A 20,303-nucleotide genomic window follows, 5' to 3' on the forward strand; every position below is an offset into this window, starting at 1 on the left:
TATGGAGAAGAATTAGTATCTTATGAAGAGCTAAAAAAACAAATTGTTGAGTACATAGATTACTACAATAATAAGCGTATAAAAGTAAAATTAGCTGGTTTAAGTCCAATACAATACCGAATTCAAACCAGCCAATCAGCTGCTTAATAAAAACTCTAACTTTGTGGGGTCACCACCTTGATCAGCTTCTTTTTTACTAGGCTTTGTACGATGTCGGTGTTGATTTTTGGCTCATTTCCGCTCTCATTCCATGAAACTTTTAGGAGCAAACGAGATTTCTCCCACCGTTTCATGGAATGAACAAACCTTTCAGCTATACTAAGAAGGCGCCACACGAAATAAGCCTAAAATTGTTTGATTAACCATTCAATTTAACCAAACCTTTACTAAAACATTTTCTTTCATTGCTATCTCTTGTCCATTTCCTTAACACACCTGAGATAACCTAACGATATTAATTTTCTACATCCGTTTTCAGCAGCGAATATATAAACAGATTATCAAATTTACCCTTAGTAAACTCATAATCCCGCAATAACCCTTCTCGAGTAAATCCCAGCTTCTCAACCAGCCTTTGTGACGGAAGATTAGGTGGTTCAATTAAGGCTTCTATTCGATGTAGCGTCATATATTCCATCCCATATTGGATGATGGCTTCAATCGCTTCTCTTGCTAACCCTTGGCCCCAATATATTCTACTAAGTTCAAAGCCAATTTCCGTTCGATAATGCTGTGAAACTTTGTTATGAAATCCACAGCTCCCGATCACTTCTCCTTGTTCTTTCAAAGTAATTCCCCAGCGAATTCCTTTTTTTTGATTGAAAAGTGATTGATACCATGAAATTTCGTCTAATGCTTCATCAATCGTTTTAAACGGCTCTAGTCCATAATACTTCATGACTTCTTCATCCGAAAGATAGTCAAAAATTTGCTGAGCATCTTTATTCGTCACTTCCCTTAAAACTAATCTTTCCGTTTCCAACACTGGAAATAATTCAGTTGCTTTATCCATCCTTTATGCTCCTTGCTTCTCTATTTATGCTTGCAGGCACTTCGTGACAGTATCCCCAAAACCTCTAATATTTGATAAATACGCAAAACCAGGCGTTGAGCCGAAACGATTATACATACGAACTGCTACTGTTTCATTTTTAGGGATAACAAGAGCAGCGACATTTGTATAACCTAAAATTTGATAGGAACCTTTAGGTACACGCTCTCCCATTTCAGTTTTCTCCACATCTCTATCTTTCACAAACCACAAAAAGCCGTTTTGAGGGCAGTCGTCCTTTAAGGCAGGACTTTGAAGTGATGTCGCCAATTGGAATATTTCTTTGGCTATGACCTGCTCTCCGCCTATCACTCCTTGTTTTAAATGAACATATCCCCAATAGGCCAGTTCTCTAGTTGATACGTACATATTCATCAGAGAACCATCTGTTTCTTTTTCAGTTGACCAAAATCGGTCGTCCTCATCTCTTATCACTTCTACTAATTTCTCCGTCTGCTCAGCGTACCAGCCAGTTTCTTTAAAACCTAAGGGCTGAAAAACCTCATCTTCAAGAATTTGAGCCACTGTCCTTCCTGTTGTCTTCTTCACGATCTCAGTTAGTAAATAAATATTTATCCCGCGATAAGCCCAATTCTCACCAGGATTGAATTCCTTAATCACTTTTCCTTCTTTGACATTCAAACCATGAGAATGGGTAAGCAAATGGCGAATCGTCACTACATCATTATGGACGGACAAATATTTGGAGAGTGGGTCATCAATCGAGTCTATATAACGATAGTGGATCGCATAAGCAACGGCGAACCCAATATAGCTTTTTCGAACGGAAGCCACATGAAATTGTGAGTCTTTTTGAACCCTCCTTGCATTGTCTCTATTTGCATGCTTGCCCCAATACGCTTCAGAAACAATTTTATCTTTATGAATAATAAGCATACTCGAGCCTGAGCAATCAAGAGCTTGTGCTGTATCCTTCACATGGGTGACCACCTCAGCAAATTTCCCGTTAAGCCTTTTTTCTATGTTCATTTTCCGCTCCTCTACCTGATTCGTCATAGATAATTTACCTTAACCCTATGCCAAATAGATGGCCAATTTTTCGTTTTAACTCTTTTTTCATAGAGAAAGTATTTTTCTTTCATAAAATCCGGGGTTGGATTAACCTCCAACTCAATAACGTCACGAACTCCATGGGGAGCAATTAATACGACATTGCTTTGTTCATCCAGCCTCACCCCTAAAGCCGTCACTGTTTCAGGAAACCTTGAAATGGCATCAAACGTCGATAAATACGGATGATTACTATTTATCAAATGCATCCTTGCTTGATTTTTTACAGACCAAGGAACATCAGGCTTGATCATTTTCAACCTTTGTTCCAATTCTTTTTCATAAGACTCTTCAATATTAGCTCGATCGTAATAAACTACGTCCACGTCAGAAAGCGGCGTTCTTCGCTTAAATCCATGAAGAACATCCCATATTTTAGCACGGACAAAACCAGCACAGATCCACCAGTCTGGCAAATTCAATCCTTTGGCTATTTGTAAAACCTCGATCATCCATTGGTCCTTTTCAATCATTGCGATTATATCTTTTTCATTTTTTAGCATTCTTGAACCCCTTATCGTCTCTCTAGCTTCCATCGGAATACAGCCTCTCAAAGACTTTATCTTTTATACAAGCAAATTTAATGTCTTCTCCTACAGTACACTTCTTTAGTCAATCGTGAAAATCCTTCCAAACAAAGGGATGAATCAATTACATTTCCTCAGGTGCTGCCATTCCAAGTAATCTTAACCCTTCTTTGAGAACGATCTTGACTGAATATACGAGCGATAGTCTCGCCTGTTTTTGTTCAGAATCATCCAGTATACGAACGGAGGCATAGTATTTATTAAAAGCTTTTGAAAGATCAAGTAAAAATTTAGCTATTTGTGACGGGTCATACTGTTCATAAGAGCGTTTAATGACATCTGGTAATGACATTAATGCAGTTATGATCGGCCAAGCTTCTTTATCTCCGATCATTCGTTCCTTGTCTTCTTGATAATTTCCTTTTCTCAACAATGATGCTGCACGAGCATGCGTGTATTGTACATATGGCCCCGTCTCTCCTTCAAACCGAAGCATATCTTCTAAAGAGAATTCAATATCGTTAAGGCGGAAATTTTTCAGATCGTGAAAAATGATCGCCCCGACTCCAACTTGATGGGCCACTTCCTCTTTAGCCACTAAGTTCGGATTCTTTTTCAAAATATCCTCCCGAGCGAGTTGAATCGCTTCCTCAAGCACCTCTTCTAATAACACAACTTTCCCTTTTCGCGTCGACATTTTCTTACCGTCTTTCAAAATCATGCCAAACGGGACATGCGCCATTCCCTCATGCCACGGAAAGCCCATTTTCTTCAGCACCGCGAATAATTGCTTAAAATGGAGAGACTGCTCATGGCCAACAACATATAAGGACTCGGTGAAATGATAGTTTTCCTTGCGATAGAGAGCTGCTGCTAGGTCGCGGGTCGCATAAAGAGTCGTCCCATCCTTTTTCGTAATTAGACAAGGTGGCAACTCTTCCGCGCTTAGCTGAACAACCATCGCTCCTTGTGATTCTTCTAAAAGCCCCCTGTCCTCAATCATTTGCACGACTCGCTCCATCTTGTCATTGTAAAATGCCTCTCCATGATAGGAATCGAAGTGAATTCCTAGTAAATCATATATTTTTGTGAACTCCTTTAATGATTCATCTCTGAACCATTCCCATAAATGACGTGCTTCTTCATCTCCATTCTCTAACCTTTTGAACCACGCTCTTCCTTCATCATTTAGTTCAGGAGTTTTTTCGGCTTCTTCATGAAATTTTACATATAGCGTCAAAAGCTCTTTAATCGGGGCTTCCTTCAATTTCTTCTCATCGCCCCACATTTTATAGGCGACGATTAACTTGCCAAACTGTGTCCCCCAATCACCCAAATGATTAATTCGAATCGGAGAATAACCATATTTTTCAGCAATTAACGCTAATGAATGGCCAATAACGGTAGAGCGTAAATGCCCCATGGAAAACGGCTTGGCAATATTAGGCGAGGAAAAATCGATTGTAATCACTTCGTTCTTTCCTAAATTGAGATTCCCGTATTGCTCTTTCTGCAATAGAACTTCCTTCACAACTTTACTTGAAACATCCTTTCGATTTAAAAAGACATTTACATATCCGCCAACTGCTTCCACCTTTTCAAAAATAGGTGAATTTATCTTTTCTACGATAGCAAGTGCAATATCGTTCGGAGACTTACGATATATTTTTGCTAATTCAAAACAAGGAAAGGCCATATCGCCCTGCTGTTCAAACTTCGGTTTCTCAATCATTTTCACGATTTGCTTACGTTCCAATTGACCATTCAAAGCTGGATATAAACATTCAACTAAATCATGTTTAAAGTTCATTTTATTCCCTCCATAAAAAACCGTATTGTCAAAACTTTTATAAGAAATAGGTTATAAATGACCTAGTTAGAGGGCTTTGTAAGCAAAAAAATTGCCACCCCCTGAATTTTAAGGTTGGATGAGGTTACCACACGACATCAAAATCCCTAAAATAGGAAGTGACAAGTTGTACCCTCAACTTATAAACTATCTATTAACTTTTATAAACTGTTAAGAACAAATCATTCGAACATTGCTTCCTCTTCTTGTGGGGAAGAGTATGTTCGTAGAAACTCCCGTAAATAAACCTTTTCGAAAGCTTCAGGTGGACGAACCTCCCGTCATTGTCGTCCCTGAAAAACTTGACTTCTCGCGGAGCAAACCATTGAAACCCGTTCGAAGACATAGAAACGCAAAAATAAAAGTCTCAAAATATGAGGACAAGGTTGCTCTATTCTGGCTATTCTTTGTCCCCATGAACTCTTTATGAGGACACGCTTTGCTTTTTTTTGGCCTTCTTTGTCCTCATGAACCTCCTATGAGGACAAGGTTCGCTTTTTTTTCAGCTTTCTTTGTCCTCATGAACTCTCTATGAGGACACGCTTTGCTTTTTTTTTGGCTTTCTTTGTCCTCATGAACTCTCTATGAGGACAAGGTTTGCTTTTTTTCAGCCTTCTTTGTCCTCATGAACCCTCTATGAGGACACGCTTTGTTTATTTTCAGCTTTCTTTGTCTTCTTGAACCCTTTATGAGGACAAGGTTTGCTTTTTTTAACGTTCTTTGTCCTCATGAACCCTCTATGGGGACAAACTTTGCTTTTTTTCAGCCTTCTTTGTCCCCATGAACTCTCTATGAGGACAAACTTTGCTTTTTTTTGGCCTTCTTTGTCCTCATGAACCCTTTATGAGGACACGCTTTGCTTTTTTTTTTGGCTTTCTTTGTCCTCATGAACCCTCTATGAGGACACGCTTTGTTTATTTTCAGCTTTCTTTGTCTTCTTGAACCCTTTATGAGGACAAGGTTTGCTTTTTTTCAGCCTTCTTTGTCCTCATGAACCCCCTATGAGGACAAGGTTTGCTTTTTTCAGCCTTCTTTGTCCTCATGCATCCCTAGAAGGGAAATCATCCAGAATTATCAGCCTTGCCAACGATGCCAGCCCGATCGACTAAACTCATTGGGTTCGCTCAACAATGGATTACCCAACAGAGGCTGCTTCACTAGCAGAGCCCTTGAGTTTTTGAGCTGTTCAGCAATCGGCGTCAGCGAACTCTTGACAGACCGAGCTTGCCAATGGTTTAAAATGGAAATAACCAAGGGCGATTTTGTATGCCTTCTTTTTGCCCCCTTTGCCCTTGTTACCCCACACACAAACCATTGGCGTGTTTGTCAAGAGCGATTGAGTGGCAATTCCACCTAATAAATGGGAGAAAACCTAAACATCTAAGTAATTTTCATAGAACTTTTGACACTACCAAAAAAACTCCCGTCTCTTAAAAAAAGAGACGAGAGTTTTATAATCCCGTGGTACCACTCTAATTGTTTTTAGAAATCTAAAAACCACTTCCGCTTGATAACGGGGCTGTCCCCGTCCTTTCCCTACTTACGTTCAGGAAAGAATCTCCAAAGTGCGCTTCATCATTTGCTCCGCATTAGGCTTCCACCATCCCTAACTCGCTCTTACTTTCACAAATAACTACTCTCTTTGTCATCGATTGTTTTTAAGTATTGTTATTATTATATCCATTCTTTTCGAATTTTCAAGATCATTTTTTTAATCCGGTCTTGAAATAACAACGATTTTACATCCCCGCCCCTGTTCGTCCTTATGATCGAAAAACAACAGGTTTCGTCGATGTATTCCTACACATATCTTCTGTTTTCTATTCATGAAAGCTATTAATAAGAAAACGCAGTGACAATGACTCCTCGTATCAAAACGGATTTTGGACCGAAACCGGTTCTTTTTTGCATGGAGGGCAAAATAATTGATTGGCATATTTATTAAATATAGGTTTTCAAAGTGCAGAAGTCTGAACTTGTGACCATTCCTTTTTTGCTGTATTTCTACTTATTCTAAATAAAATGGGTGGACCATTTCAGGCGCTTTATCATCTAAAACTCGGTACGTAGAGCGTCCAATATGAAGGGGTATGGCAAGTTTAGCAAGGTCAGGCAGTCCATTTTCTAAAAACACCTCTTTATCCTGATAACGTTGCACCACTTCTCCAACTATCCATTCCTGATCGGCTATCGTCGTGATGCTCTTCACTTCACATTCATAGGCAAAATAGGCATCCGTCAAAATAGGGATATCTGCTTTAATGCCGTTCTCATAGGAGATATTAAATGTTTGAAATTTATCAATTTCTGAACCGCTGCACGAACCAACAGCTTGAATAAGATCAGAAAAATTTGCTGGTAAAAAATGAACACCAAACACACCGCTTTTCTCAATCATATGGTACGTGTGTGCTTTCTTTTGCAGTGAAATCCCATACATACCTGGATTTGATCCTATATAGGTATGCCAACCAGAGGCCATGATGTTCTGTTCCCCATTATAACGAGCTGTTACGACAGCAACCATCCCGGGATAAGAATACCAAATTGGTTCTTGTATTGGGGTTCTCATTTTCGAAAATCTCTCCTTTTTCCGTTAAGATCCAGTTAAAAATTTTATTAATTACAACAGATAGTAAGGTTCATTCTGTTTACAGCTGGACTTTGAAAAGTATCATTCAGATTGCCGGTCCTCCTCCCCTCTCATTCTAAGATGTACTTAACTATAAGCGAACATTCCTTTATGTAACGCATTTTAAACCCTATAGTTGCTATAGGGTCAAGTGCTAAACTTGAAAAATTTTATTTTACAATCTCAGCAAAATTAATTTAAAAACCTACATATTCGGGAATGAATCACGATGTAATTTACACCTTAATAATTATGAGCCGTTCGATTTTTTTATCCTGATTTCTGTAATAAAACGGTCTTCTCTTAGGGCACTGTAATTAATTGGGACTGAGACTTCATACACATTCCCTTCTGTTTGGATTTGATTAGAGTTAATATATTGATACAATTTTTGATAATGGTTGATGTATTGTTGAAGAGACCAATTAAAAGCGATGCATACATATTCTCCTGATGAAATGGTACCAAATTCAAACTGTTTTTCTTTTGAGCTTAATTCGATATTTTTGTGAGGGATAGTTGTATAAAAAAAATCGTATTCAATTTGATTCGTATTTTGATAATCTTTCATTTCATATGTATAACCGCATTGGTTATCAATCATTAAACATTTATCCTCAAGTGTGTCGGCTAATTTACGAATGTGGAAGTAAGGTACAGAATTTGGGCTCGAATTGGAAGTGGCAATTTTTAATATAGTTTGCTCGTCTATATAGCGTGTGTAAATTTCCTTCTCATCACTTTTTTTGCATATCTCAAGCTGCTCAGCTAATTGAAGCTTCCTCCTTTCAAGCAACTGTTCTGCTTGAACAAGCCTTGCCTTTTCTTCTTGTATAGCTTTTTCTTGTTTTTTAAGGGAGTGCAGCATATTTTCAGGAGTATCTACTAAAATCTTTTTTATTTCTTCCAATGGTGTTTGGATATATTTTAATGACTTTATAATGTCAAGATAAAAAAATTGTCTAATATGGTAGAATCTATAACCATTTTTCAAGTCAACATGATCTGGTTTGAATATACCTAATTTATCGTAGTAACGAAGAGTCTGAACGGATATATTATTTAATTTGGCTGTTTCACCAATCGAATAATATTCTTTCAAATTGATTTCCTCCCAAATGTAAGAAATTTAATCCCTGCCCAAGAAAGTAATTAGCAACTGAACGGTTCGTCTTCAATCGGTTCAATTATACCTTCTCGAATCGCTGTTACAAGCACCCTTTCGATATGCAAACATTTGAAACAGTTTTTTAACATTATCCTTTTTATTTCTTACCTAAAACTAGATTTGAAAATATTTGCTGAATTGTTTTGATAACGCAGTTCAACTGAAATTTGCATATCCTTGCCCCATTGATTTATAAACGGATTAAAGTCTATATACCGTACCATCCTTAATTGGATAGCTGTCCGTCATATTTTATCAAAATAGTGCATGTATATTTTTTTATAACATGTTACATTCAAAATGGAATATCATTAACGAACAAGGAGGCAAAAATTTTGAATATGAAAGTGGAGATTCTTCCAAATTATCGACTTGCCTATATGCGAAGAGTTGGTCCCTATGGTCCAGGCAATAACGAAGTAATGGCCAGATTAAAAACATGGGCATTAGAGAACAACCTTATGTCATCAGCGATCCTTTTCGGTATCCCACAGGATAATCCACAAGTAACACAACCTGAAAAATGCAGATATGATGTCGGCATTGTCATAACAAAAGCATATCAACTAGATGATTCAATAGCTGAGCAAACATTTTCTGGAGGAAAATACGCTATTTATTTAGTAAAGCATACAGAAGAGTCCCTGCAGCAAGCATGGTCAGAGATATTTCCTCTCTTGCAAAATAGCGGACATCAAATCGACAAGAAACCCATTGTTGAAAGATATTCTGCAGAAATGCTCGCTCATGGATATTGTGAGCTCTGCGTGCCAATCCTTTAACGTAGAAAACTTAGAGGGGAAAGTTACCTCCCTTCATTCATTCGTTTTCTGTTAATTCTTATGTCAGAAACGTTTAGTTTACAAAAGCTTCCTCACCCTTAATCAAAATAAACTGGCTCAGCCAAATTTCGAAGATACTTGAAGACCCATTTCAATTGAGATTCGGTGTTTCTCCCTAGTGACAACAAAGGTAAATCGTCTTCAGGGAAGAAGTTAACTTCACTTGTCTCCATCCCTTTCGTTGCTTCTCCACCAATGATTTCACATTGGATAAATAGCTTGTACACATAATAAGGCGACGGAGGGTGTGGGTGGCATTTTTTATCTTGCACCCCTAATAGTTTGATTGCTTTGACATCAAAACCAGCTTCCTCTTTTACCTCTTTGACGGCTACTTCACTAGGGGTTAGCCCTATATCTCCCCAACCACCTGGCATGGCCCAAGCGCCATCACTTTTTTCTTTTACTAATAAAATTTTGTTGTCTTTAAAGACGACCGCTCTAATATCTACCTTCGGCGTTGCATACCCTGTTTCATTAGCAAAAAGATTTCTTATGACTCTTTGGTCCAGTTCAGTTTGTTGTGACATCATTTCAATGCTTATATTGCGGATCATCTCGAATCTCTCTAAATCATAAATATCTTTTGAGTACGTCAATCCCGCTTGTGCAATCGCTTGAAGCTGCTTCGCCCACTCAAGCCACTTTGTATCCATCCAGATCCTCCTACACTTATATTTTCTAAACTTTGATAAACAGAAGTGTTGATAAAACCATTTTGGCTCATTTCGCATGAATGTCCGCATCTTTTTAGTATACCTGATTCCATGAAACGTAGGAAAAATTTCTATTGCCCCTTTGCTTCATGGAATCAGAAAGAAAGATAAGTCGAAAATAAACATCGACATATAACAAAACCTTATCTAAAGAACATATTCAATAAAAAGTATGGTAATCCTCTGACTTTGTAAAAATTTCAATGTACAGTTAAGCTTTGTCCAATAAGTAATGAGCACCGGACAAGGCGACAACATAGAAAGTGTTCGCTTCCGGGTAAGGAAATTAATCCATGTATTAATTGGTATAAAAACACCCTAATATTCCTAAGCTGCCAAATGATCTGCTCGATATAGCAGCAATGGCAAAATGCTCAAAGCAAACATGTTCACACGAAAAGCAAGCGAACCATCAGTCGACTTGCTCTGCTTTTTTCTTATACCAAATTAAAGCAATGAAATGAAGATGGTTATTAAATTGACCCAATAAACATGAGTCACAGCTGGCACCCCAGAAAACTCGTTTGTAGTTCATACTCCCATAAAAATAATAGCGTTAATCCTTCTTGGATCAACGCTACTCAATCGTTTTGTCTTGATTGCAGGGATATTAACCACTCACTTTACTTACCTTCACCCCTTGGCCTCTCTCTCCAGGTTGCTTCTTCCAGAACCATGTTATCACAATTCCAATTACAAGAATGACTGTCGCAAAGTAATAAGGATAGTTAATATCGATATCGAACAACATACCGCCGATAATCGGGCCACTGATGTTCGCTAAACTGGTAAACATGGAGTTCATTCCTCCAACAAAACCTTGTTCATTTCCAGCAATATTTGTCAAATAGGAAGTAACAGCTGGTCGAAATAAATCGAAACCGACAAAAACAATAAATGTAACGAGTAAGATAGAGAAATAGGAATGAACAACTGTCATGAGATAAACAAGCACGGCAGATAAGATTAAACTGTACCGAATCAGCTTAATTTCACCCCAAATCCGTGTTAGCTTATCAAATAATAATACCTGTGAAATAGCACCAAAAATCGCACCACCTGTAATTACAATCGCGATATCGGCCGGTTTGAATTGAAACTTATGATCAACAAATAAACTAAAAAAAGACTCGAATGCTGCTAAGCCAAAGGATGCAATAAAAATGAGAATAAACGCCAGAAGATATTTTGGTGCCAAAATCCGCCGCAAACCAAATTGACCTTCGGTAGCTTGCTCAGTATACTCTTTTGAGCGAGTTGGTTCCGATAATAACATAATCGATAGAACGGCCGCCGTTGTACCTAAGCCGCCTGCAAAAAAGAACGGTATACGTGTACCAAATTCCGCTAAAAATCCGCCAATCCCAGGACCGATTATAAAACCTGTGCTGATTGCAGCCGACATATAACCAAGAGCTTTTGGTCGCGTATCCATATTCGTAATATCTGCAATAAAGGCGGTGACTGCCGGCATAATAAAGGCCGCACTAACTCCCCCCAAAATCCGAGAAATAAATAGTACTTCAATTTCTTTCCCAAGTCCGAATAACAACTCCGAAATACCAAAAATGAATAAACCAATAACAATCATTATTTTTCGGCCGAATTTATCAGCTGCTTTCCCTGCAAACGGGGAAACAATTAATTGAGCTATCGCAAATGCCGCCGTTAAATAGCCAACGGTTGTACCTGTAATCCCTAATTCATTCATCAAGGTAGGCAAAACTGGAATGACAAGGCCAATCCCTAAAAAAGCAATAAACAAATTCATTAATAGTAATCCTAACGTGACTTTATAACTTCTCATCCTGTATAAGCTCCTTAATAAACGACTTTCCGTATTTACTCTTTCCATCTTAATGTATATAGTAACTATATAGTCAAGGAGGTAAATTTTAAATGAGTAAAAAAAGCGGCAAATATTTAACGACAGGAGAATTTGCGAAACTTTGTAAAATCAATAAACAAACCCTCTTTTATTACGACCAAATTGGACTTTTTTCTCCCGAATTCAAAAATGAAAAAGGCTACCGTTTTTACTCTATTCATCAAATAGAACTCTTCTTTGTTATAGAATTATTAAAGGATCTTGATATGTCATTAAGTGATATTCAACATTACATGCAAAACAAATCACCGGAAACATTTTTAACGATGATGTATCAAAAAAAGGATGAGATCGTGAAAAAACGGCAAGAGATTGAGATAAAGGAAACGATGATCGATGCCAAAATCAGACTCATGCAAGAAGCGGCAAAGCTTGATTTCAATCGAATCATTTTGGAGGAATTACCTAGAACAACCCTTTATTTGAGTCGAAATATTGAAAATATTGCCGATGAAGGTTTTGTTGAAGCAATTTCAAACTTTGTCGATGAATTATATTTATCTCATCTCGATACAGGGTACCCTATCGGGGTCTTAACGAAGCGTGAACAGTTAGTAAAAGGGGAGTTCTCCAATTATAGCTATTTATACATGGAACAACCTAAACCAAAGAAAGGGTATTCCTATTTTGAAACAGTTCCAGGAAACTATCTCACTGGATACCATATCGGCGATGAAAAAGCAATCGATCAAACATACAAGCGTCTTTTTTCTGAAATGGAACGGCTGAACTTAACATTAGGAAACTACGCTCTTGAAGAATATATTTATGATACGGTCGTAAAGAACGAGAAAGAAGAATACATTACCAAAATCATGATCCACGTGAGAGAAAAAGATTAAGTGACTCCACATCACGCACCAATTTGTCGACAAAGGCATCGAGAGTACTACCTCTGTGTCTTTTGGCATTTTTGGCTGGATTTGCATCTGTTGATTTCCGCTTTGGGGGCGGGTGATGATCCTCCTCGGAGCAGTCACTCCTGCGGGATCTCTCCTTGTCCCGCAAATGAGGCCATTGAAAAAGTTTTCAGCGGTCTTTTTTTCGATTTTCTAGAGCTGCTGTCCCTCTGTTCTGTCTCCCGTAGAAAGCAAATAACGTTGTTCCGACAGTTTGTTTTCTATTGGTGCCATTAATCGGATTGAACTCTTGCATTCCTCAATTGTTCTGTCCGAATTCAACTCTTATTCGGACTGGAGTTTTTCTCGTTTCACTCGTTCTGTCTGGATACACCTCTCGCAAAGACTCGTTCAATCAACTCGTTACGGCATGCGTATATTTCTTTAACTTCATTCTAAGACCTTTTGCTCTTTTCTTTGACGCGACCAGATTACAACCGGAATGAGGATTAAAGATAAAGCTCCACCGGCTAATGACAATGTTTCATAATTCGAACCAGCAACGACCATTCCCGAAAAAGCTCCGCCTGAAGCCCCTGCCAAGGCAATTAATACATCGACTTTCCCTTGGGTTTTAGCCCGCGTTGCCGTGTTCGTTGAATCTACAATAAGAGCGGTTCCTGTTATTAATCCAAAGTTCCAGCCTAATCCAAGCAAGGACAGGGAAACGATTAGAAGAATCATTGAATCACCTGGTGCAATCGCGGCAACAATCCCTGACAAAAGCAAAGTAGCTGTCGATGCGATTGCCATCACAGTACGGCCAAACCTATCAACAAGAACGCCTGTCACTAAGGATGGGAGATACATCGCACCAATATGAAAGCCGATAACAAGTCCTACGGCTCCCAAACCATGACCATGATGCCCCATATGGACTGGGGTCATCGTCATAATGGAGACCATGACAATTTGCGTCAGCACCATCATTGTCGTGCCAACAATAATCCCCTTCTTATTTTCCTCTTCGTGCGCATCACCTAAAGCTCCCATAACAGGACGCTCTTGAGTTGATGCTTCAAGCGTTCTGGCAATCATCAACGGATCTGGACGAAGAAAGATGAAAATGACAAGGCCAGCTAGGATAAATGCAGTGGCAGATAAAATAAACGGACCCGCAAGAGATGGAATCCCGATTGATACAGCAAACTCTCCCATTACATTGACTAAATTAGGTCCTGCAACAGCTCCAAATGTAGTTGACACCATCGCAATACTGACTGCTGTGGCCCGCTGCTTTTGCTTTGCTAAATCGGTACCTGCGTAACGTGCTTGCAAATTCGTCGAAGTGCCTGCACCATAAATAAACAGAGATACAAATAAAAGAATAATATGATTCAGTAAAGCGGCTACGACCACTCCGAATGCTCCCAAGCCACCTATTATAAAACCTGCTGTAAGACCTAGGCGACGTCCAAAACGTTGAGAAAGTCTGCCAACCAATAACGCCGATCCTGCCGACCCGAATGTAAACAAAGCAACAGGAAGTCCTGCCACCGCATCTGTTCCAAGCATCTGCTGTGCAAGAAGCGCTCCGACTGTTATACCTGCCGCTAGTCCTGCCCCACCAAATATTTGTGAAATAACAACAATGATCAATGTCCGTTTATACAGTTTTTTCTGTTTCTCTGGCTCCATTTAATCTTCCGCCAAACTTTTTGACACATGAACACCTACTCTTTTTTCTCGATCTCCCATACCATTTCAACATCGTTCTTGAACGCTTCCTATCTTGTTATAACATCATCCTCACTTAGCTCCATTCATTCTGCATAAAAAGATCGCTAATAGATCGTAAATTAGTAAGGTATTTTGAAGAAGTTGACTATTCCTATCCATCACTGTACTTCTTAGAAAAGCAATTTCATTTATCTTATCATCCTGACAATCATTAGGGTAGAGAAAGATTTCTATTTTTAAAGAGAAAAAAGGAAACAGCGGGGTAAGTATCTCCTTTAAGCAAAATTTAAAGGAGATACTTTATAAGCATTTCTTACATTAAAAATGAGGAGATTCACTCAAAATTGAACTGCCATTTAAAATACTTTCCTTTGATAAATGACCGTGCTCATCCCCCAGGAGATACCATAAATTACGATAATCACCAGGGCGGTTCCAGTATATAAAACAAGGTCAGATAAATTCATAATAAAATTGGAAATGGCCGTTAAACGTTCGGCAAAAAATATCACAACAGGTGGCCCTGCAGCCGCTAACAAAAGAAAGCTAATAATGACTACTGTTGAGATGTAACCTGGTTTAAGGATATAGAATAACGGAAAAGTAAATGCCGCAAATGTTAAAAATAAGCCTCCTCCAATTGCCATATCCGTCAGTGTAAACGGTCTATCGAAAAAAAATAATGCCAGACCTGTCAGGCCGCAGGCTAAGCCCATATAAAAAATGGCACCAAGGTAGCGCGATGCAATGATTTCTTTACGTGTATAAGGCAAGGAATTTAATAATATATTCGTCTCTGATTTTTCGTCATAAGCATATGCGTTTAAGGGAATAAAAATACTGGCAACGAGAAAAATTAAAGCGGGATGTTTATCCATGTAGATAAAAAACAGAACAATCGGAATAAAAAGTATAAGTTGTTTCTTCTGCAGTATGATATCGCGTCTGATAAGATTAAACATGATGAACGCCACCTTTCATGTAATACATAATATCTTCAAGAGAAGCCTTTTCAATGACAACCGCATCCCCGAAAGTGTTTTGTACATCCTTTATATTATCTGTTAATGCTTCAAACCCTGTCGGTGCACGATGAACTTGTATAAAAAACTTTTCCGTATCCCTATCCAAAAGATCCGTCCCACCTTTAACAAGGGCATAATTTTCAGCTACATCATGAACAGAGCGATTGAAGATGATTTTCCCGCTCTGTATGAATGTAATATAATCAGCAATTCGATCCAGATCAGTCGTAATATGCGTGGAAAAGAAAATGGTGCGATTCTCATCAACCATTAATTCCTGCAATAGAGCCAGCAGTTCTCGCCTAAAAATCGGATCTAAGCCCGCTGTTGGCTCATCCATAATAATCAACTCTGCATGATGTGACAGTGCAAGTGCTAAGGAGGCTTTCATTTGCATTCCTTTAGAAAATGTTTTGATCGCTTTGTTTAACGGTAACTCGAACTGGTCAATATAATGATCAAATACTTGATTATCCCATCGTTTATAAGCTGGTCCCACAATTCGTTTGATATCTTTTAAATTCAACCCTTCAAAAAAGACATTGCCATCATAAACAAATCCAATTCGCTCCTTAATTTCCTTCTCATGTGTCCTGTAATCCAGTCCAAAAAGCTTAACCTCACCGGCATCCGGCCTTAACAAGTTCATCATCATTTTTATCGTTGTCGATTTCCCTGCTCCATTTGCACCAATAAACCCTGTTACAAAGCCTTGCTTCACATCCAAATTTATATTTTCAACGGAAAAACCTTTAAATTTTTTCGTTACATTTTTTAGTTCAACCACGTTCTCCATCATTTCACTCCTCATATAGTATCTTCAATAATTGTTGTAGTTCATCCAGTGATAAACCAATTTCTTTGCCATTTGTAATCACGGAGCTCATTTGATCCTCAATCGCTTTCAGCTTCTTCTCTCTTATGACCTCTAAATTTTGCTCTGCCACAAATGATCCTTTGCCAACAATCGAATAAATAAAGCCCTCTTTCTCCAATTCCTCATAGGCCCGTTTCGTCGTTATGACACTGATTTGCAAATCCTGTGCAAGTTTTCGCATCGAGGGTATTGCTGTTCCTTCTTGTAATTCACCTGCTAAAATAGACGATTTAATTTGATTCATGATTTGCTCATAAATTGGCTCCTTGGAACTATTAGAGATAATTATTTTCATGCCAATCCCTCTTTTTTGTTTTTAGCTTTGTTAAATAGAATTGTTGATAAAATGATTTTTGGCTCATTGCATGTGAAACTTTGGTTTCACATGCCTTTCAGTATAACTGAAAGGTCTTCTGATTCCATAAAACGATAGGAGAAATCTCGTTTTCTCCTATCGTTTCATGGAATCAGAGAGAAAATGAGTCAAAAATCCACATCGGCTATAACAGAGCCTTGTTTTTTAATATTAACCTTTGAGTGATTCAGTAAAGGGCATATTATTCATTGTTACTAATTGGTTAAGCTTATAAATGATATAATGTATATATACTATATATACATTATATATACTCTGAAAAATTTATGCAACCTTTTTAGGTTAACCATATTGTTAATAAAACGATTCATTGACTCATTTCTTATTGGCACCTCCCTCATGATCGATTTGCTTGTTTTTTCCTTTTAAAATGATATCCAGTGAAGATAGTGCAAAAGATTAGATAATTATGGCCTGTTAAAAAAAGAAAGAGCACGAGACCGAATTTAATCCTTGGTCTTGTGCCCTTTTGAATATATTGAACCCCATCTCTATTTCCTTTACAATCCCACCTGTAAGGATAATGTCACACCACTCCGAATTTACGTACTTATTCCACCTCTCTTAACAAAGATAAAATCGATTGTTTCGCAATCATTTGATAAAGAAGTCTGCTGCCGAACATGAGTAATATAAACAAAAAAAGAATGGATAAGAAAAAGTAATATAAGTAAAATGAAATGGGGAAAAATAAATTGATTGAGAGTAGAACTGTTATAAACACAATAAAGCCTATGATAGTGGCCAGAATATAATATATCACCATTTCGGCTGTTAAAAAATAGTAAACTTTTCTTTTTGACATCCCCATCGACAAGTAAATACCCCAGTCTTTTCTTTGAAGCTGGTACTTACTAAATACAATAATAATGATACTCGTAAGCGTCAAAAGTGAAGCAACTACAAAAGAAAAAATCCCAAGAAAGCGTAAAAGTGAAGTAATGCTCGTTTCTTTTTGGATAAATTCCGGTATATTTTGGAGCAAGCTTCCTGGCACTGTTGCCATTAATTGATTAACATTATCATCAATTTCCTTGAACTCTTCCTCTTTTATATCTTGCTCTAAAAAAATGTCTAACTCATGATAACCGACAAAAAGGTTTAAATCTTCCAGTGTACTCTTAGCAATCACAATCGTAAATTTATCATACCTGATGTCCTTCATCCCATCCAAATGCTTAACAAGCGCTTCGTTTCTTGCATCATATACTTCAAATTGCTGTTCAATTTTGCGTATATTTTCCTCTTCCTTTACTAATTTAACAAAGCTAAGCTCTTCGCCAATCAGCTTATGTAAATCTGAGTCTTTTGTGCCATTTTCGCTTGGGACGAACAACAGGATTTTCCCTTTAAAGTCTTCGTAATCTCCCTCTGGATAGACTTGTTTGAATTCTTTTTCATCAACAACTTCATATTTTACATTCGGAATGATCCATTTATTTTTGTATCTTAACGCTCCTCCGTTTTGATTGATCCACTGATCGATCGCTATTGTTTTTTTATCTGCCCCAATTAGCGGAACAACATCCTCCAGAAAAGGATTTTTTTCCACATGTTTAACTCCGGGAAGACGGGTCAATTTCATCACGTTCTCTTCAGAAAAAGTTAAACGTTGATCAAATAAGACAGGTAAATGATCTACCATATCAAATCGATAGATTTCTTGTGAATTTAAGTAGTAGTATTCATCCACATCCCAAATTCCCTCTGATTCTTTTTGCAAAACAATAGAAAATACGAACACGAGAATGGATAAACAAATAATAGAAACAGTAAAAGTAAATTCCTTAGGGAATAAAAATAATTGTCTTAATAATTGTTTTAATGCAAAAGGCTTTATTTTCTTTTCGATAAAGTGGTGAAGAGAAGAAATATTTCTCTTTCCCGCCATTATACTCCTGATTGAAAGATGTTTAGAACAAAATACAGACCTAAGAGAAATAATTAAGATCCATAAAAATAACAAAACAAAATAGCCGATCATGATCACATATGTATGATGAGGATATGAAGATTCTAGGCTTTCGATAAAACTCATTCTGATCATGTTAGTTTTAAAGACATACTGAAGTGGTATTGCCAAAACAAGGCTTGTCAAGAAAAGAATAAAAACTTGATAACAATAGATTTTATACAAGCTTATATCTTTGACACCGATTGCCTTCAAAATGCCTATTTTTTGCATTTGTTTTCTATTAAAGTATGTAAATATGCTTGTTAAAGCAACCGTTGAAATGAAAAGAAGGATGCTTTGAAAAACGATGGATAAGTTCCGAACGGTGTCATAATGCTTTAATCCCTCATCAAATAACTTAAAATTTTCAAATCCCTTATATTCATTTAACAAATCATCCATTTTTTCCATTGAAGTATTTTTATCACCCTCAAGCTTGACCAAGTAATTACTCTTAAGCTGAGGCTCAGCATACGTACCCATAAAAATATTTGGAAAGGCATGGACTCCTTGCTCTAAATCAATCGGGGCGTACCATCGAGAAGAATAATTATCTAGAATTCCGACTAATTTGATTTTCCATCGCTGATTCTCACCCTGCAGAGTTTTTGTTTCGCCAATTTTCCAATCTTTATCAATTAAATTTAAATAAGCAGATTCTATCGCTACTTCATTTTTTTCTTCCGGAAACCTGCCTTCCTTAATTTTTATATGGCTCAGCTCTAATGCATCATCATCCAGCCAGCCGATAACAGCTTTCTTATCTTTATTTCCAAAATGATAGAAATCAATTAATTGATAAGCGCCTACCTTCTCTATGCCTTTTTCGAGATCACTTTTTTTAGTCACTACATCAACCAAAATCCCACTATGTTCCCCATATTGCGAATAAGCGTTGGTTAACAGACCCGCTCTAATCGTTTCCGAAGCTGAAAATATCGAGAGGATAGAGGAAATGACCAATGTCAAAGTAAATACAAGCAAAACAAGCCAGCTTTTTCTCGAAAATAAAAACTTACATCCCAGCTTAAACATTCGATTTTATCCCCTTTAAAACTCCATCTTTCATGGAGTACAAATAATGCGGTGTTGGAAATAAGTTCGTTTCATGCGTAACAATCACCAAGGACAAATTTTTGTCCTTGTTTAATTTGATTAACAAATTCACAATACTCTTAGTTGTTATTTGATCGAGGTTCCCAGTTGGCTCATCAGCAAAAAGAATATCCGGCTCAGTGATCAATGCCCTCGCAATAGCAGCTCTTTGTTGTTCCCCTCCGGATAAAAAGCTTGGCCGCTTATCTAAGTGATGGACAATACCTAACTCATTGGCAAGTTCTTTGATCTTTGCTTTCAAATCAAATTCTTTCTTTTTTTGAAATTTTAAAGGAAGTTCTATATTTTCATAAACTGTAAGCTCGGGTATTAATTGAAAGGACTGAAAAACAAAGCCAAATTTTTCACCTCTAATGAGTGATTGCTTCGCATCAGACAATTCATAAAGCGATTCATGTTGATAATATACTTTTCCGCTTGTAGGAAACTCCATGCCACCAATAATGCTTAGAAAAGTCGATTTCCCGGAACCACTCTTTCCTTCAATAACATGAATCGTTCCTTTTTCGACCATAAAATTGGTTTTTTCTAAAACTTTTTTCTGCCGATTACTTCCATAATCCTTGGTTATCTCAACTGCTCTTAAAATTGCTGCCATCTGTTTAACCTCCATGGATTTTTTTGATCTTAAT

Annotated in this window: 17 protein-coding genes and 1 other annotated feature; of the genes, 3 read left to right on the top strand and 14 right to left on the bottom strand. The window is 37.5% G+C overall.

Going from position 1 to position 20,303, the window contains the following annotated elements; translation table 11 throughout:
• The coding region (locus FCJ93_RS21245; protein WP_170211377.1) for an IS3 family transposase at nt 1–147 on the top strand (147 nt) is incomplete at its 5' end.
• A gap of 307 nt (nt 148–454) precedes the next feature.
• On the opposite strand, the gene FCJ93_RS21250 is transcribed toward FCJ93_RS21245, so the two are convergent.
• From FCJ93_RS21250 to FCJ93_RS21275, 6 genes are all read right to left on the bottom strand, one after another.
• Nucleotides 455–1,012, bottom strand: a complete 558-nt coding sequence (locus tag FCJ93_RS21250; RefSeq protein ID WP_095311545.1) for a GNAT family N-acetyltransferase — start codon at nt 1,010–1,012, stop codon at nt 455–457.
• A gap of 24 nt (nt 1,013–1,036) precedes the next feature.
• A complete protein-coding gene (locus FCJ93_RS21255; protein ID WP_137744658.1) occupies nt 1,037–2,041 on the bottom strand; it encodes a serine hydrolase domain-containing protein in 1,005 nt (334 codons plus the stop codon).
• Nucleotides 2,042–2,064: 23 nt separating this feature from the next.
• On the bottom strand, nt 2,065–2,625 hold the full coding sequence (locus tag FCJ93_RS21260; RefSeq protein WP_137744659.1) for a nucleotidyltransferase family protein: 561 nt from the start codon (nt 2,623–2,625) through the stop codon (nt 2,065–2,067).
• Nucleotides 2,626–2,773: 148 nt separating this feature from the next.
• Nucleotides 2,774–4,459 carry an arginine--tRNA ligase gene (argS, locus tag FCJ93_RS21265; protein WP_137744660.1) on the bottom strand — a complete coding sequence of 562 codons (1,686 nt, stop codon included), beginning with the start codon at nt 4,457–4,459 and terminating at the stop codon, nt 2,774–2,776.
• Nucleotides 4,460–5,933: 1,474 nt separating this feature from the next.
• Nucleotides 5,934–6,156: a binding site (T-box leader), on the bottom strand.
• A gap of 350 nt (nt 6,157–6,506) precedes the next feature.
• Complete coding sequence (locus FCJ93_RS21270) at nt 6,507–7,070, bottom strand: flavin reductase family protein (RefSeq protein ID WP_095314563.1); 564 nt, start codon at nt 7,068–7,070, stop codon at nt 6,507–6,509.
• Nucleotides 7,071–7,380: 310 nt separating this feature from the next.
• Complete coding sequence (locus FCJ93_RS21275; protein ID WP_137744661.1) at nt 7,381–8,232, bottom strand: MerR family transcriptional regulator; 852 nt, start codon at nt 8,230–8,232, stop codon at nt 7,381–7,383.
• Nucleotides 8,233–8,633: 401 nt separating this feature from the next.
• On the opposite strand from FCJ93_RS21275, the gene FCJ93_RS21280 reads away from it, so the two are divergent.
• Nucleotides 8,634–9,080: an AraC family transcriptional regulator gene (locus FCJ93_RS21280; protein WP_095314565.1), complete on the top strand. Its 447-nt coding sequence runs from the start codon at nt 8,634–8,636 to the stop codon at nt 9,078–9,080.
• 98 nt (nt 9,081–9,178) lie between these two features.
• Here the strand turns inward: FCJ93_RS21280 and FCJ93_RS21285 are convergent, their stop codons facing one another.
• Entirely contained in the window at nt 9,179–9,796 is a 618-nt protein-coding gene (locus FCJ93_RS21285) for an NUDIX hydrolase (RefSeq protein WP_095314566.1), read from the bottom strand.
• A gap of 670 nt (nt 9,797–10,466) precedes the next feature.
• Nucleotides 10,467–11,663 carry a multidrug efflux MFS transporter NorA gene (gene norA / locus FCJ93_RS21290; RefSeq protein ID WP_137744662.1) on the bottom strand — a complete coding sequence of 399 codons (1,197 nt, stop codon included), beginning with the start codon at nt 11,661–11,663 and terminating at the stop codon, nt 10,467–10,469.
• Between the two features lie 92 nt (nt 11,664–11,755).
• On the opposite strand from norA, the gene FCJ93_RS21295 reads away from it, so the two are divergent.
• Complete coding sequence (locus FCJ93_RS21295; RefSeq protein WP_137744663.1) at nt 11,756–12,586, top strand: MerR family transcriptional regulator; 831 nt, start codon at nt 11,756–11,758, stop codon at nt 12,584–12,586.
• Between the two features lie 447 nt (nt 12,587–13,033).
• On the opposite strand, the gene FCJ93_RS21300 is transcribed toward FCJ93_RS21295, so the two are convergent.
• The 6 genes from FCJ93_RS21300 to FCJ93_RS21325 all read right to left on the bottom strand — a co-directional run bounded on the left by FCJ93_RS21300 (nt 13,034) and on the right by FCJ93_RS21325 (nt 20,269).
• Nucleotides 13,034–14,281, bottom strand: coding sequence for an MFS transporter (locus tag FCJ93_RS21300; RefSeq protein WP_137744664.1), 1,248 nt, complete (start codon nt 14,279–14,281; stop codon nt 13,034–13,036).
• A gap of 398 nt (nt 14,282–14,679) precedes the next feature.
• On the bottom strand, nt 14,680–15,285 hold the full coding sequence (locus FCJ93_RS21305; protein WP_095314570.1) for an ABC-2 transporter permease: 606 nt from the start codon (nt 15,283–15,285) through the stop codon (nt 14,680–14,682).
• On the bottom strand, nt 15,278–16,144 hold the full coding sequence (locus tag FCJ93_RS21310; protein ID WP_095314571.1) for an ABC transporter ATP-binding protein: 867 nt from the start codon (nt 16,142–16,144) through the stop codon (nt 15,278–15,280). Before FCJ93_RS21310 ends, FCJ93_RS21305 begins: the two co-directional genes overlap by 8 nt.
• 4 nt (nt 16,145–16,148) lie before the next feature.
• Nucleotides 16,149–16,520: a GntR family transcriptional regulator gene (locus FCJ93_RS21315; RefSeq protein WP_095314572.1), complete on the bottom strand. Its 372-nt coding sequence runs from the start codon at nt 16,518–16,520 to the stop codon at nt 16,149–16,151.
• 631 nt (nt 16,521–17,151) lie between these two features.
• Nucleotides 17,152–19,590, bottom strand: coding sequence for an FtsX-like permease family protein (locus tag FCJ93_RS21320; RefSeq protein WP_095314573.1), 2,439 nt, complete (start codon nt 19,588–19,590; stop codon nt 17,152–17,154).
• On the bottom strand, nt 19,583–20,269 hold the full coding sequence (locus tag FCJ93_RS21325) for an ABC transporter ATP-binding protein (RefSeq protein ID WP_095314574.1): 687 nt from the start codon (nt 20,267–20,269) through the stop codon (nt 19,583–19,585). The genes FCJ93_RS21320 and FCJ93_RS21325 overlap by 8 nt, the downstream gene beginning before the upstream one ends.
• Between the last annotated feature and the right edge of the window lie 34 nt (nt 20,270–20,303).

The sequence above is a fragment of the Robertmurraya siralis genome, from assembly GCF_005502275.1.
Classification (GTDB): Bacteria; Bacillota; Bacilli; order Bacillales; family Cytobacillaceae; genus Robertmurraya; species Robertmurraya siralis.